We start from the raw sequence: 12801 nt of genomic DNA on the forward strand, positions 1-12801 counted from the left end.
GCCCCGCGCGCTCAGGGTGCCGTCCCGTTGAGCCTGCCGAACGGGATGTGCACGCTGGGCGTGGTCCGTGACGTGCTCTCCAGGTGGGTCACCTGGTCGTCGAAGAAGATGTGCGGCCGGAGCACCTTCAGGACCGCGCCCTTCTCGATCCCGCCGAGGAAGAAGGCGTCGTCGACCCGCACGCCCCACTGCTTCAGGCTCCGTACGGCCCGCTCGTGCGCCGGTGCGGCGCGCGCGGTCACGAGCGAGACGCGCACCCGGCTCGGGTAGTCCGGGTCGGTCCGGCGCCGTTCCTCCTCCCGCCGCTGTATCCGGTTCACGCCGGCCAGGAAGTCGCGCAGCGGCCCCGGGTCGTGCGGGGTCGCCGCGTTGCGGGTCTCGTGCTCGCGGAACTCCTCCAGTCCGCCGGACTGGTAGATCTGTTCGGCGGCGTCGCCGGCGAGCACCCCGTCGAAGTCGAACGCGATCCGCAGTTCCCCGTCCGCGGGGTCGTCCGCGTACGACGATCCGAGCACATGCCCGGCCGGCAGTCCGGCGGCGACCGCCTCGCGCACGTCGGCGCCGTTCGCCGACAGGAACAGGGACATGTTCAGCGCGGTGACGAACGCGTACGGGGCTCTTCCCTGCATGAACACGGCCCGGGTGATGGGCAGTTCACGGGCCTGGATCGAGCGCATGACGCGCAGCCCGGTGTCGGGGTCGTTGCGGGAGAGGATGATGACCTCGACGAGCGGATCGCCCGGCTCACCGAGGTCGTTGAGCGACAGCAGCCGGCGGATGAACGCGAACGCGACGCCCGGCCGGAGCGTGTCGTCCACGTGTGCTTCCTGGTAGGCCCGGTAGGCCTCCTCGCCCTGCTCGCGGAAGACGGCGTCCGACTCCCGCAGATCGAACAGGGCGCTGGAGGCGACACCGACGACGAGTCGGTCCGCGAGATCGTAGGGCGGCATGCCCTTCATCTGCACACCGGCCGGCCCCCGGAAACCGTCACACCGACCGCTGGTAGGAGCGGACGGTACGGATCGACAGCCACACCGCCGCGGCCGCGAGGGCGAGCAGCGCGCCGCCCCGGCCGAGCACGGCCCCCCAGTGAAGGTGCTCGGACATCGCCGAACGGCCCGCCACCATGGCCCAGTTGACGGGGTTGAAGTCGGCGATGTGCCGCATCCAGCCGGGCATCTGGGCCGGTGCCATGAAGGCGCTGGAGAGGAAGGTCAGCGGCAGCAGCAGGAAGGTGTTGATGCCGATGATGGACTCCCGCTCGCGCACGATCATGCCGAGCGCGTTGGACAGCGCCCCGAAGACCGTGCCGAGCAGGACGGACGCGAGCACGAGGATCGCGATGCCGCCGACGCCGCCGGGGTAGTCCGCGCCGCCGAGCAGGCCGAGCAGCACGATGACCACCGACTGGAACGCGGTGACCAGGCCGTTGTTGACGACGTTGCCGTTCATCAGCGCGGCCCGGCTGACCGGGGTGGTCAGAAAGCGGTCGAGGGTGCCGCGCTGGATCTCCTCCAGCGTGCCCATCCCGGCCCACATGTTGGCGCCGAGGGCGCTCATCACGACCACGCCCGGCACCAGGTAGTCCAGGTAGGAGCCGGTGCCAAAGCCGCCCAGCCGGACGACCTTCTGGAAGAGGTTGCCGAACAGGAACAGCCAGATCACCGGCTGGATCAGCGTGATGACGGCGTAGGCGGGCTGCCGGGCGAACACCCGCAGCTGACGCTGGGTCATGTACCAGGTCTGGGTGACGGCGGTGCTCATCGCACACCTCCCCCGAGGCCCACGAGCGCCGCGTCGGCCCCGGCGTAGTGGCGGCCGGCGTGCCGGAGGTAGACGTCGTCCAGCGACGGCCGGGCGACGGTGGCCGAGGCGACGCCCACCCCGGCGCGGTCCAGCGCGGCGAGCAGGGCGGGCACCGAGGCCGCCCCGTCGTCGGCGCGCACGCTGATCCGGTGCCCCTCGCACAGCACCTCGTGCACGCCGGGTACGGCCGTCAGGGCGGCGGTGAGCAGGGTGCGGCCACCCTCGCCGACCGGCTCGCGCAGCTCCACGTGGACGGCGTCCCCGCGCAGTTCGCCCTTCAGGGCGTCCGGGGTGCCCTCGACCACGACCCTCCCCCGGTCCACGATCGCGACGCGCTCGGCGAGCCGGTCGGCCTCCTCCAGATAGTGGGTGGTGAGCAGGATCGTCAGTCCCTCCTCGCCGGCCAGCCGGCCGACCTCCTCCCACATCGCGGCGCGCGCCTCGGGGTCCAGCCCCGTGGTCGGCTCGTCGAGGAAGAGCACCTCGGGCCGGTGCACCAGCCCGAGGGCCACGTCCAGGCGCCGGCGCATGCCGCCGGAGTAGCTCTTGACCGGGCGGCGGGCGGCGTCGGCGAGGGTGAACCGCTCCAGCAGCTCGTCCACCCGGCGCTCCAGCGCGCTGCCGCGCAATCCGTAGAGCCTGCCCTGGAGTCGGAGGTTCTCCCGGCCCGTCGCGACCGGGTCGGCACCGGAGTGCTGGGCGACCACGCCGATCGCGCGGCGCACCCGGTCGGGGTGGCGCAGGACGTCGTGCCCGGCGACCGTGGCGGTGCCGGAGTCGGGGCGGGCCAGGGTGGTGAGGATCTTGACGGTGGTGGACTTGCCGGCGCCGTTGGGGCCGAGCAGTCCGAAGACGGTGCCGGGTGCCACGGTGATGTCCATGCCGCCCAGCGCGGTGACATCACCGGGATAGGTCTTGATCAGCTGACGCGCCTCGACCGCGGGCGCACGGGTGTTCATGACGACTGCTCTCCTGACTGAGCGGATGTGGAAGATCCGCGTGCGAGAGCGCCGGGCTATCCTGGGTGTGCCGCACCTCGATCGCCCGGAGCCGCCGCGCGGCGGGTCCGTCTCGGGGTTCGAGACCCCGGCGGAGCTGCTGCAACAGCCCGTCGGGGTCGCTCTTCTCAGCTGAGTTCTCAGGTGAGTTCCGCGGGCGGCTCCCCCGTTTCATGGAAGTGCCGCCATGCTTCGACGCCGGGCAGTGAGCCCTTCCTGATCTCCTCCAGGAAGCCGCGGACCCACTCCGCCTGCGCCAGGATCATGTGCAACTGGTACTCGGTCTCCACGAGGAAGAGCCTCGGCAGCGTCTCGTACAGCTTCTCCAGCCCTCCCCGCGCCGCCGCGGCCTGGTACTCCAGGCTCGCCAGGCGCTCCTCCAGCAGCCGCACCACCTCGTCGGGGTGCAGCGCGCCCACGAGGGACAGGGCGCTCGCGAAGATCGGGTACTCCTTCGCCGGGACGGCCATGAGGTCCGACAACCACTCGGTCATCTCCGCACGGCCGGCCTCGGTGAGCCCGTACACCGTGCGCTCGGGGCGGTTGCCCTGCCGCTCCACGTCGGTCACCTCGACGAAACCGTGCTTTTCGAGGTTCTGCACGACCGTGTAGAGCGAGCCGTAGTTGATCTTCGTGCTGGCGTCCTTTCCCTGGCGGCGCAGGGTCTGGGCGATCTCGTACGGATGCATCGGCTTCTGCCAGAGGGTCACCAGGACGGCGAGCGCCAGCGGATTGCCGAGCTTGCGACGCTTCACGGCCATGACACCCCCTCGGAGTCCTCGATATCGAATATCCGCAGACGAACATATCGCGTATGCATCGCGATGGTCAATGCACACGATGTATCGCGTCCGGCTTCAGGGGTGCGGAAGGGTGACCGCGCCTGTGCCCGCCGGGGGGCTGCTCACCTCGTACCCTTGACCCCGATGAGACGCCGCACCCCGCCCCCGCCCGCCCCGCTCCCCCAGCGCGACGGGGTGGATCCCGTACGGGTCCGGCTGCCGCACGACGGAGTGTGGGCCACGGTGCGGGAGCATCTGGTGGAGCGGCTGACGGGGGCCGGGCCCGGGACGGTCGAGGGCATGTTCGCCGCGGGGCTGATCGTCGGCGCCGACGGGCGCGCGGTGGCGCCGGACGCGCCGTACCGGCCCGGTATGTTCGTGTGGTTCCACCGCGAACTGCCCGCGGAGGTGCCGGTGCCGTTCCCGGTGGAGGTGGTGTACCGGGACGCGCACATCGTCGTCGCCGACAAGCCGCACTTCCTCGCCACGACGCCGCGCGGCTCGCACGTCACCGAGACCGCGCTGGCCCGGCTGCGCCGCGAGCTGGACCTCCCGACGCTGGGCGCCGCACACCGCCTGGACCGGCTGACGGCGGGGCTGGTGCTGTTCACCGTACGGCCCGAGGAGCGCGGCGCGTACCAGAACCTGTTCCGGGACCGGCGGGTGCGCAAGGAGTACGAGGCCGTCGCGCCGTACGACCCCGGACTGGCCCTCCCCCGCACCGTGCGCAGCCGGATCGTGAAGGAGCGCGGGGTGCAGGCCGCCCGCGAGGTCGAGGGCGAGCCGAACGCCGAGACGTATGTGGAACTGGTCGCGCACCGGGGCGGATCGGCCCGCTACCGGCTGCTGCCGGCCACCGGCCAGACCCACCAGCTGCGCGTCCACCTGAACGCCCTCGGCATACCCATCCTCGGCGACCCGCTCTACCCCGAGGTGACCGCCCCGGTCCCGCCCGACGACTTCGGCCGCCCCCTCCAACTGCTCGCACGGCGACTGGAGTTCAGGGACCCGGTGACGGGCGTGGAGCACGCGTTCGCGAGCGGACGCGTGCTCGGCACGCTGACGCAGAGCGCCCCGTAGAACCGCTACTCCCCCCGCCACCACCTCAGCAACCGCCGCAGGATCCCCCGCTTCCGCACCGGCTCAGGCGCCGCAGGCGCAGGCACGGGCGCGGGGGCGGCCGGGCGCGGTGCGGGCGGCGGTGGCGCGGCCGCCGGCGCCCGGTCCCTGCGCAACGCGACGAACCGGGAGACGCGGGAGGACCGACCGCGGCGTCCCCCTTCGCGCCCTACTCCCCCCGCCACCACCTCAGCAACCGCCGCAGGATCCCCCGCTTCCGCACCGGCTCAGGTGCCGCAGGCGCAGGCACGGGCGCGGGGGCGGCGGGGCGCGGTGCGGGCGGCGGTGGCGCGGCCGCCGGCGCCGGGTCCGTGTGCAGCGTGCCGACCTGCCAGCCGGAGCGCGGTGCCGAGACCGCCATCGGCCGCGGCGGCAGCCCGACGTCCTGCTGCGGCTTCGGCTCGAAGCGGACGGGCAGGGCGACCAGATGCCGGGAGGCGATGGAGGACCGCCAGCTCAGCTCGTCCTCCGGGCAGTCGAGCTGCACGTCGGGCAGCCGCATCAGCAGCGCGTCCACGCCGACGTCGGCGATGGCACGGCCGATGTCCTGGCCGGGGCACTCGTGCGGGCCGCCGCCGAAGGCGAGATGCGAACGGTTGCCCTGCATGCTCGCGGACAGGTCGGGGCGGATCCGCGGGTCGAGGTTGCCCGGCGCGGGCGCGAAGAGCAGCCCGTCGCCCTTGCGGATGCGCTGTCCGCCCAGCTCGGTGTCCTGCTTGGCGTAGTACGCGAGGACGGTGCTGAACGGCGGCTCGTCCCACAGGGACTGCTCGATCGCCTCCGGCACGGTCATCTGGCCGCCGCTGAGCTGGGCGCGGAAGCCCGGCTCGGTCAGGACCATGCGCAGCGCGTTGGCGAGGAGGTTCGCGGTGGCCTCGTAGGCCGCGAAGAGGACGAGCCGCAGGTGTTCGCGGACCTCGTCGTCGGTGAGTCCGGCGGGGTGGGTGACGAGGTGGCTGGTGAAGTCGTCCTCGGGCCGGGCGCGGCGCCGGGCGGTGAGCCGGCTCAGCGCCTCCATGACGTAGGTGTGGCTCTGGATGGCGGTCTCGGTGCCCTTCAGGGCGTCCCGGGCGGCCTGCACCATCCGGTCGTTGTACTCCTCGGACATGCCGAGGATCTCGCACATGACGGCCATCGGCAGATGCTCGGCGAACTGGGAGACCAGGTCGGCCCGGCCGCGTTCGCAGAACCTGTTGACCAGTTCCTGGGTGTAGCGGCCGATGTGCCGGCGCAGGCTGCGGTGCTCGATGGTCTCCATGGCCGCGGTGACCGCCGCCCGCAGCCGCTGGTGCTCGTCGCCCTCGGCGTGGGAGCAGATCGGCTGCCAGGCGATGTGCGGCATGAGCGGATGGTCGGGCTTGACGGTGCCCTCGGCCAGCGGGGTCCAGATCCGGCTGTCGCGGGTGAACACGGAGGAGCTGCGGACCAGGTGGAGGTTCTCGGCGTGGCCGAGGACCACCCACATCGGCACGTCGTCGTGCAGCAGCGCGGGCGCCACGGAGCCGTGCTCCTCCCGCAGGCGTTCGTAGAGGTCGCCCAGTTCCTCCGCGTCGGGGCCGTAGAGGCGGTGCAGCGCACCGGGGCCGCGGCCGTGCGCGGGGCAGCCGGGAGGGGGGCCGGGGAAGGGATCGGTGCCGGTCAGGGACGTGGGTTCAGACGTCACGGTGTCGCTCCGGAACGGAAAGAGGGGTGTGAGGGCCGACAAAGGTGTGGTGGGGGCGGTGGCCCGCGGGTCAGGCGGGGGCGCGGGACAGGGCGATGGAGTGCAGGAAGCGCATCAGGGTGAGCAGCACGTCCTTGCTGGAGGCCCGGCGGCGTACGTCGCAGTCGATGATCGGGATCTCCGGGGCCAGGTCGAGTGCGGTGCGCAGTTCCTCGACCGCGTAACGCGGCGCGTCCGGGAAGGAGTTGACGGCGATGACGAAGGGCACGCCGCGCTCCTCCAGCCGGTCCATGACGTCGAAGCTGACCTCCAGGCGGCGGGTGTCGACCAGGACGACGGCGCCGAGCGCGCCTTCGAACAGGCCGTTCCACAGGAACCAGAAGCGCTCCTGGCCGGGGGTGCCGAACAGGTAGAGCACCAGTTGGTCGGTGATGCCGATGCGGCCGAAGTCCATGGCCACGGTGGTGGCCGTCTTCGAGTCGGAGCCGTAGTTGTCGTCCACGCCGATGCCGGCCTGGGTCATGGTCTCCTCGGTGGTCAGCGGTCTGATCTCGCTGACGGAACCGACCATGGTGGTCTTGCCGACGCCGAAGCCGCCCACGATCACGATCTTCACCGCCGCCTGGGTGGTGTGCGGCAGATGATCCTCGGTGCGTGGGCCGGGGATGGTGTCAGAGCCGTTGAAGTCCATGCATCACCGCTTCGAGGAGTGAACGGTCGGGGAGCGCCTGGCGGACGATCGGGGCGCGCGCCTGCACCAGTTCGGCCGTGATCAGCTCGGTGATCAGTACGGTCATCGCGCTGAACGGCAGGTTCAGATAGGCCGACAGCTCGGCCACGGACAGGGGGGCGACGCACAGCCGCAACACCGCCGTGTGCTCCGGCGAGGCGCCCGGCTGCGGTGCGGAGCGCGCCACGATCAACGTCACGAGGTCGAGTTCGGCGCGTGCGCCGTCCTCGGCTTCGGCGAAGGCGTACAGCCGCTCGGGGTTCCTGGGCACGGCCTGGCCGTCCGGCGCACCGGGGGCGGGCGGCGTCGGCTGCGGAGGTGGCGGCGGTTGCGGCCGGCGCCGTTTGCGTCGTGGAGGAGTCATACGGTCTGCCCGTTCCGCCGGGGCGGACTGGTGAGGTGGGCGCCGATCCGGACGACGAGGTCACGCATCATGCCGCTCATCCGGCCGGGTTCGCAGGTCACGTCGGCGAGGACGGCGAGGTAGGCGTTGTCGCCGGCGTTCATGAGGTAGAAGTAGCCGCCCTCGATCTCGAAGACGACGACCTTCATGTCACCGGCGCCGGGCAGCTCCTGGATGATGGCGCCCGCCAGGCTCTGCACGCCCGCGCAGGCGGCGGCCACCCGGTCGGCGGCGTCGGGGTCGCCGCCGTAGCGGGCGATGCGCAGTCCGTCGGCGGAGAGGACCACGATCATCTCGATGCCCGGCACGCCGTCGTTGAGCTGCTTGAGCATCCAGTCGATGTTGCCTCGCTGCTGGATCACTTGAGGTCCCCCTCGTCATAGGCCTCGGTGGCGCCCTCGGCGGGCTCGTCCGCGTAGTCGTTGAGCAGGTGCACGTACTTTTCCGGGTGCCTCGTGAAGTCGGTCAGTTCGGGGCCGGTGGCGTCCTCGGGCATGCCCTGGCGCAGGCCGTTCCAGAAGTCCTCGATCCCCTGGCCGATCGGCCGCTCCCGGAGCTTCTTGATCTCGGGGTCCAGCTCGGGCTCGGGCTCCGGTTCACGCTTGGCCTGCGACCAGATGGTCGGCCTGCCCTCACGCTCGGCGCGCTCGATCTCGGCCTGCTCGGCGTACCGCTGGCTCAGCGGGGTCTTCACCTTGCTGCGGCGCTGCGGCAGACCGCCCGCCGTCCACTCGGTGACGATGGGGACGTCGTCCTCCATGGAGATCCCGGCGGGGATCTTGGGGCTGGTCGGGCGGCGCTTCTTGGGCCGGCGCTTCGGGCCCTCCACCGCGCCGAGTTCGGGCTTGGGGATGCCGGTGGCGCCGATGCCGTGGGCGGCGCCCACGCCGGGCTCGGTGGTCGTCATGACCCGCGGGACGATGAGGATCGCCCGGACGCCGCCGTAGGCGGAGGCGCGCAGCGAGACCTCCATGTCGAACATCTTGCACAGCCGGCCCACGACGGCGAGGCCGAGGCGCGGGTTCTCGCCGAGGTTGTGCGCGTCGTCGCCGTTCTTGGCGTCCTCGATCATCCGCTCGATGCGGACGCGGCCTTCCTCACTGAGGCTGACGCCGGCGTCCTCGATCTCGATGACGACGCCGGTCTGCACCTCGGTGGCCGTGACGTGCACCTTGGTCGAGGGCGGCGAGTAGCGGGTGGCGTTGTCGAGGAGCTCCGCGGCGGCGTGGATGACCGGCTCGACGGCGGTGCCCTTGATGTTGATGTTGACGATGGAGTTCAGCTGGATGCGGCGGTACTCCAGGATGCGCGACATGGCGCCGCGCAGCGTGCTGTAGAGGGAGACCGGCAGCGGCCACTGACGGCCCGGCCGGCCGCCGCCGAGGACGGAGATGGTGTCGGCGAGCCGGCCGATCAGCGAGGTGCCGTGGTCGATGCGCAGCAGGTCGTCGAAGACCTCGGCGCTGCGGCCGTGGTCCTCCTCCATCTCCCGGAGTTCCTTGGACTGCTGGTGGACGATGGCCTGGACGCGGCGGGCGATGGTCACGAAGGAGCGCTCGGTCGCGTCACGCATCGAGATCTCGTGGTCGGCGCCGCGCAGCCCGACCCGGAACATCTCGCGGTACATCGGGGGCAGCGCCCGCAGCTCGGGGTCGGCGTCATAGACGTTGGCCAGCACGGTGCGCAGCGGGGCGCCCGCGCGCAGGTGCAGCAGACCGGTGGGGATGACGTCGGTGGCGAACTTCTCGATCAACTGGTCCTGCGCGGCGATCCGGTGTTCCAGATACGCGGTGTGACGGGCGTGCTCGGCCTGTTCCGCGCGGAGCCTGCGGCCGCGCCGGGCGGCCTCCGCGCCCAGGGCGAGGACCAGGAGCAGGGCCAGGGCCCCGACCGCGCCGGCGACGAGCCGGGCGGACTGTGGCGCCAGGGCGACCGCCGCCCCGGTCGCGGCGGCCATCAGTATGGCCGGCGGCAACAGCACGCGCGCATAGGGACGTTCACGGCGACCGGGCGGCTTCTGAACACTCACCATGGATGCCTTCTGAGACGAATCGGCTGGGTGTCGGAGGTGCTTGTGGGGGGAAGGTTCATGGAATTGTGGGGATCTATCACCTGTTTGGGAACAAGCGCGCGAATTACCTCAACTCGGTGCGCCGCGGGCGAGCTTAGTCCGACCGGATCATCGCCGTGTCATATTCAGCAAGCACCTGAAATCGCCCTCGCAACAGGAGTACGCTCAGCCCATTTATACGCACGGCTGCGATTCGAACACATGCGGTAACGACTTCAGGGCATGCGAAAGCGACTCACCGTAACGAGTGAAGGGGCCGCAGAATGCGGCCCCTTCAGACTCCGACGACTCCGAGCGGGTCGGGTCAGCCCACGGACGAGTAGGCGACGACACCCCGCAGCAACTGATCCACGGCCTTCCGCGCGGCCTTCGCCACGGTCGAACCCCCGGAGGGAGACGCCGCCGAGATCTGCCCCAGCACGTCGATCACCTGCTTGCACCACCGCACGAAGTCACCGGCCGGCATCTCCGCCTCGCGCAGCACCTCGTCGAGCCCCTTCCCGGAGGCCCACATGTACGCGGCCCAGGCGAAGCCGAGGTCCGGCTCGCGCTGGCCGACGCCCTCGGTCTGGTTGATCCGGAAGTCCTCCTCCAGGGCATCCAGCCGGCCCCAGATCCGGACCATCTCCCCCAGCGCGGCCTTCGCCTTGCCGGACGGCAGCTTCGGCGCCATCGCGTCGTCGCTGAGCCGTGCCTCGTACACCAACGCCGAGACGCACGCGGCGAGTTCCGCGGGAGCGAGTCCCTCCCAGACGCCGGCGCGCAGGCATTCGCTGGCCAGCAGGTCCAGTTCGCCGTAGAGCCGGGCAAGCCGCTTGCCGTGTTCGGTGACCTCGTCGCCGCGCAGGTAGTCCAGCTCGGTCAGCAGGGCCACGATCCGGTCGAAGGTGCGCGCGATGGTGTTCGTCCGCCCCTCGATGCGGCGTTCCAGCTGCGAGGTGTCGCGCAGCAGCCGGTGGTACCGCTCGGCCCAACGGGCGTGGTCCTCGCGGTCGTTGCAGCCGTGGCAGGGATGGGCGCGGATGGCCGTGCGCAGCCGGGCGATCTCGCGGTCGTCGGCGGCCTGCGAGCGCTTCTTGCGGGCCCGCTCCGGCGGGATGTGCCCGGCCTTGGAGCGCAGCGCGGAGGCGAGGTCCCGACGGGACTGCGGCGAGCGCGGGTTGAAGCTCTTCGGGATCCGCATCCGGTCCAGCGGCTCGACCGGCACCGGGAAGTCCATCGACGCCAGCCGCTTGACCTGCCGTTCGGCGGTGAGGACCAGCGGGCGCGGGCCGTCGTGGTGGTCGAAGCCGCGGTGCCCGGTGGCCCGGCCGGCGGGCAGACCCGGGTCGAGCACGAGGGCGAGGCCGGCGTACTTGCCCGTGGGCACGTGGATGACGTCGCCCGGCTTCAGCTTCTCCAAGGCGCTCGCGGCCTCGGCGCGCCGCTGGTTGACGCCCTGCCGGGCCAGCTCGGTCTCACGGTCCTTCAGCTCGCGGCGCAGCCGCGCGTACTCCTCGAAGTCGCCGAGGTGGCAGGTCATCGACTCCTGGTAGCCCGCGAGTCCCTCTTCGTTGCGCTGCACCTGGCGGGAGATACCGACGACCGACCGGTCGGCCTGGAACTGCGCGAAGGAGGTCTCCAGCAGCTCGCGCGAGCGGGACCGGCCGAACTGCTCGACCAGGTTGACCGCCATGTTGTACGACGGCTTGAAGCTGGAGCGCAGCGGGTACGTACGGGTGCCCGCGAGACCGGCCAGGTGCTCGGGGCTGATGCCGCGCTGCCACAGCACGACGGCGTGGCCCTCGACGTCGATGCCCCGGCGCCCCGCACGGCCGGTCAGCTGCGTGTACTCGCCCGGCGTGATGTCGGCGTGCTGCTCGCCGTTCCACTTGACCAGCTTCTCCAGCACCACCGAGCGGGCGGGCATGTTGATGCCGAGGGCGAGCGTCTCGGTCGCGAAGACGGCCTTGACCAGACCGCGCACGAACAGCTCCTCCACGACCTCCTTGAAGGTCGGCAGCATGCCCGCGTGGTGCGCGGCGATGCCCCGCTCCAGGCCCTCCAGCCACTCGTAGTACCCGAGGACGTGCAGGTCCTCGGACGGGATGGCGGCGGTGCGCTCCTCGACCAGGGCCCGCACCTGTGCGCGCGCCTCGTCGTCGTTGAGCCGCAGGCCCGCGTACAGGCACTGCTGTACGGCGGCCTCGCAGGCGGCGCGGCTGAAGATGAAGGTGATGGCCGGGAGCAGGCCCTCGGAGTCGAGGCGCTCGATGACCTCGGGGCGGCCCGGCGTCCACACGCGCGAACGCTGTCTGCGCTCGCGCTCCCGGTCCGCCTCGCGCATCGCCCGGCCGCGCCTGCGGTCCTGGTACGACGGTCTGGTGGCCTCCATGCGGGCCAGCCGGACGAGGTCGGGGTTGACGGCCTTCTTGTGGCCCTCGCCCTCCTCGAAGAGGTCGTACATCCGGCGTCCGGCGAGCACGTGCTGGAACAGCGGGACGGGCCGGTGCTCGGAGACGATCACCTCGGTGTCGCCGCGGACGGTGTCCAGCCAGTCGCCGAACTCCTCGGCGTTGGAGACGGTCGCCGACAGCGACACCAGGGTCACCGACTCGGGCAGGTGGATGATCACCTCTTCCCAGACGGCGCCCCGGAAGCGGTCGGAGAGGTAGTGCACCTCGTCCATGACCACGTGGCCGAGACCGAGGAGGGTCCGGGAGCCGGCGTAGAGCATGTTCCGCAGGACCTCGGTGGTCATCACGACCACCGGGGCCTCGGAGTTCACGCTGTTGTCGCCGGTGAGGAGGCCGACCTTGTCGGTGCCGTAGCGGCGGCACAGGTCGGCGTACTTCTGGTTCGACAGCGCCTTGATGGGTGTCGTGTAGAAGCACTTCTTGCCCTGCTGGAGGGCGAGGTGGACGGCGAACTCGCCCACGATCGTCTTGCCCGAGCCGGTGGGGGCGGCCACCAGCACGCCCTTCCCCGCCTCAAGTGCCTCGCAGGCCTCGATCTGGAAGGGGTCGAGGCCGAAGTCGTACATCTCGCGGAAGGACGCGAGCGCGGTGGCCTGCTCGGCTGCCCGCCTGCGGGCTGCCGCGTACCGCTCGGCCGGTGAGAGGTCCTCTGTCATCGTGCTTTCGAGCGTACCGGGCCCCACTGACAACCGGACGATCATTATCCCGATCGTGTGCCCCTGGACACGACGCTGCCCCCGTCCACCTGGGCGGGGGCAGCGTGCGCGGCTCGG

General features: G+C 71.4%; 11 protein-coding genes. 1 reads left to right on the plus strand and 10 read right to left on the minus strand.

Annotation, left to right across the window (positions count from 1 at the left end):
* Positions 1 to 11: 11 nt before the first annotated feature.
* The 4 genes from AC4OXY_RS14440 to AC4OXY_RS14455 all read right to left on the minus strand — a co-directional run bounded on the left by AC4OXY_RS14440 (position 12) and on the right by AC4OXY_RS14455 (position 3565).
* Positions 12 to 950 carry a 5'-nucleotidase gene (locus tag AC4OXY_RS14440; RefSeq protein ID WP_491994021.1) on the minus strand — a complete coding sequence of 313 codons (939 nt, stop codon included), beginning with the start codon at positions 948 to 950 and terminating at the stop codon, positions 12 to 14.
* Positions 951 to 987: 37 nt separating this feature from the next.
* Positions 988 to 1764: an ABC transporter permease gene (locus AC4OXY_RS14445; protein WP_491994022.1), complete on the minus strand. Its 777-nt coding sequence runs from the start codon at positions 1762 to 1764 to the stop codon at positions 988 to 990.
* Complete coding sequence (locus AC4OXY_RS14450; RefSeq protein WP_402067060.1) at positions 1761 to 2765, minus strand: ATP-binding cassette domain-containing protein; 1005 nt, start codon at positions 2763 to 2765, stop codon at positions 1761 to 1763. The genes AC4OXY_RS14445 and AC4OXY_RS14450 overlap by 4 nt, the downstream gene beginning before the upstream one ends.
* Before the next feature lie 179 nt (positions 2766 to 2944).
* Entirely contained in the window at positions 2945 to 3565 is a 621-nt protein-coding gene (locus AC4OXY_RS14455; RefSeq protein WP_491994023.1) for a PadR family transcriptional regulator, read from the minus strand.
* A gap of 165 nt (positions 3566 to 3730) precedes the next feature.
* On the opposite strand from AC4OXY_RS14455, the gene AC4OXY_RS14460 reads away from it, so the two are divergent.
* The gene (locus AC4OXY_RS14460) at positions 3731 to 4666 is read left to right on the plus strand and encodes a pseudouridine synthase (protein ID WP_491994024.1); all 936 of its coding nucleotides are present in this window, start codon (positions 3731 to 3733) and stop codon (positions 4664 to 4666) included.
* A 208-nt stretch (positions 4667 to 4874) separates the two neighbouring features.
* Here the strand turns inward: AC4OXY_RS14460 and AC4OXY_RS14465 are convergent, their stop codons facing one another.
* From AC4OXY_RS14465 to AC4OXY_RS14490, 6 genes are all read right to left on the minus strand, one after another.
* Positions 4875 to 6368 (minus strand): cytochrome P450, encoded by a 1494-nt coding sequence (locus AC4OXY_RS14465; protein WP_491994025.1) that lies wholly within the window; start codon positions 6366 to 6368, stop codon positions 4875 to 4877.
* Between the two features lie 70 nt (positions 6369 to 6438).
* Positions 6439 to 7059 (minus strand): GTP-binding protein, encoded by a 621-nt coding sequence (locus AC4OXY_RS14470; protein WP_356022326.1) that lies wholly within the window; start codon positions 7057 to 7059, stop codon positions 6439 to 6441.
* The gene (locus AC4OXY_RS14475; RefSeq protein WP_356022328.1) at positions 7040 to 7462 is read right to left on the minus strand and encodes a DUF742 domain-containing protein; all 423 of its coding nucleotides are present in this window, start codon (positions 7460 to 7462) and stop codon (positions 7040 to 7042) included. Before AC4OXY_RS14475 ends, AC4OXY_RS14470 begins: the two co-directional genes overlap by 20 nt.
* Positions 7459 to 7863: a roadblock/LC7 domain-containing protein gene (locus AC4OXY_RS14480; protein ID WP_067046090.1), complete on the minus strand. Its 405-nt coding sequence runs from the start codon at positions 7861 to 7863 to the stop codon at positions 7459 to 7461. Before AC4OXY_RS14480 ends, AC4OXY_RS14475 begins: the two co-directional genes overlap by 4 nt.
* The gene (locus AC4OXY_RS14485; RefSeq protein WP_356022330.1) at positions 7860 to 9533 is read right to left on the minus strand and encodes a sensor histidine kinase; all 1674 of its coding nucleotides are present in this window, start codon (positions 9531 to 9533) and stop codon (positions 7860 to 7862) included. The genes AC4OXY_RS14480 and AC4OXY_RS14485 overlap by 4 nt, the downstream gene beginning before the upstream one ends.
* 343 nt (positions 9534 to 9876) lie before the next feature.
* On the minus strand, positions 9877 to 12729 hold the full coding sequence (locus AC4OXY_RS14490) for a DEAD/DEAH box helicase (RefSeq protein WP_356022333.1): 2853 nt from the start codon (positions 12727 to 12729) through the stop codon (positions 9877 to 9879).
* Positions 12730 to 12801: the final 72 nt, after the last annotated feature.

This window comes from Streptomyces sp. HUAS MG56, assembly GCF_058673395.1.

Excerpts from the sequence above, each read along its gene's own strand:
- AC4OXY_RS14485 (WP_356022330.1), bottom strand. The coding sequence starts at position 9,533 with ATGGTGAGTGTTCAGAAGCCGCCCGGTCGCCGTGAACGTCCCTATGCG.
- AC4OXY_RS14455 (WP_491994023.1), bottom strand. The coding sequence starts at position 3,565 with ATGGCCGTGAAGCGTCGCAAGCTCGGCAATCCGCTGGCGCTCGCCGTC.
- AC4OXY_RS14440 (WP_491994021.1), bottom strand. The coding sequence starts at position 950 with ATGCCGCCCTACGATCTCGCGGACCGACTCGTCGTCGGTGTCGCCTCC.
- AC4OXY_RS14470 (WP_356022326.1), bottom strand. The coding sequence starts at position 7,059 with ATGGACTTCAACGGCTCTGACACCATCCCCGGCCCACGCACCGAGGAT.
- AC4OXY_RS14490 (WP_356022333.1), bottom strand. The coding sequence starts at position 12,729 with ATGATCGTCCGGTTGTCAGTGGGGCCCGGTACGCTCGAAAGCACGATG.
- AC4OXY_RS14445 (WP_491994022.1), bottom strand. The coding sequence starts at position 1,764 with ATGAGCACCGCCGTCACCCAGACCTGGTACATGACCCAGCGTCAGCTG.
- AC4OXY_RS14450 (WP_402067060.1), bottom strand. The coding sequence starts at position 2,765 with ATGAACACCCGTGCGCCCGCGGTCGAGGCGCGTCAGCTGATCAAGACC.
- AC4OXY_RS14475 (WP_356022328.1), bottom strand. The coding sequence starts at position 7,462 with ATGACTCCTCCACGACGCAAACGGCGCCGGCCGCAACCGCCGCCACCT.
- AC4OXY_RS14460 (WP_491994024.1), top strand. The coding sequence starts at position 3,731 with ATGAGACGCCGCACCCCGCCCCCGCCCGCCCCGCTCCCCCAGCGCGAC.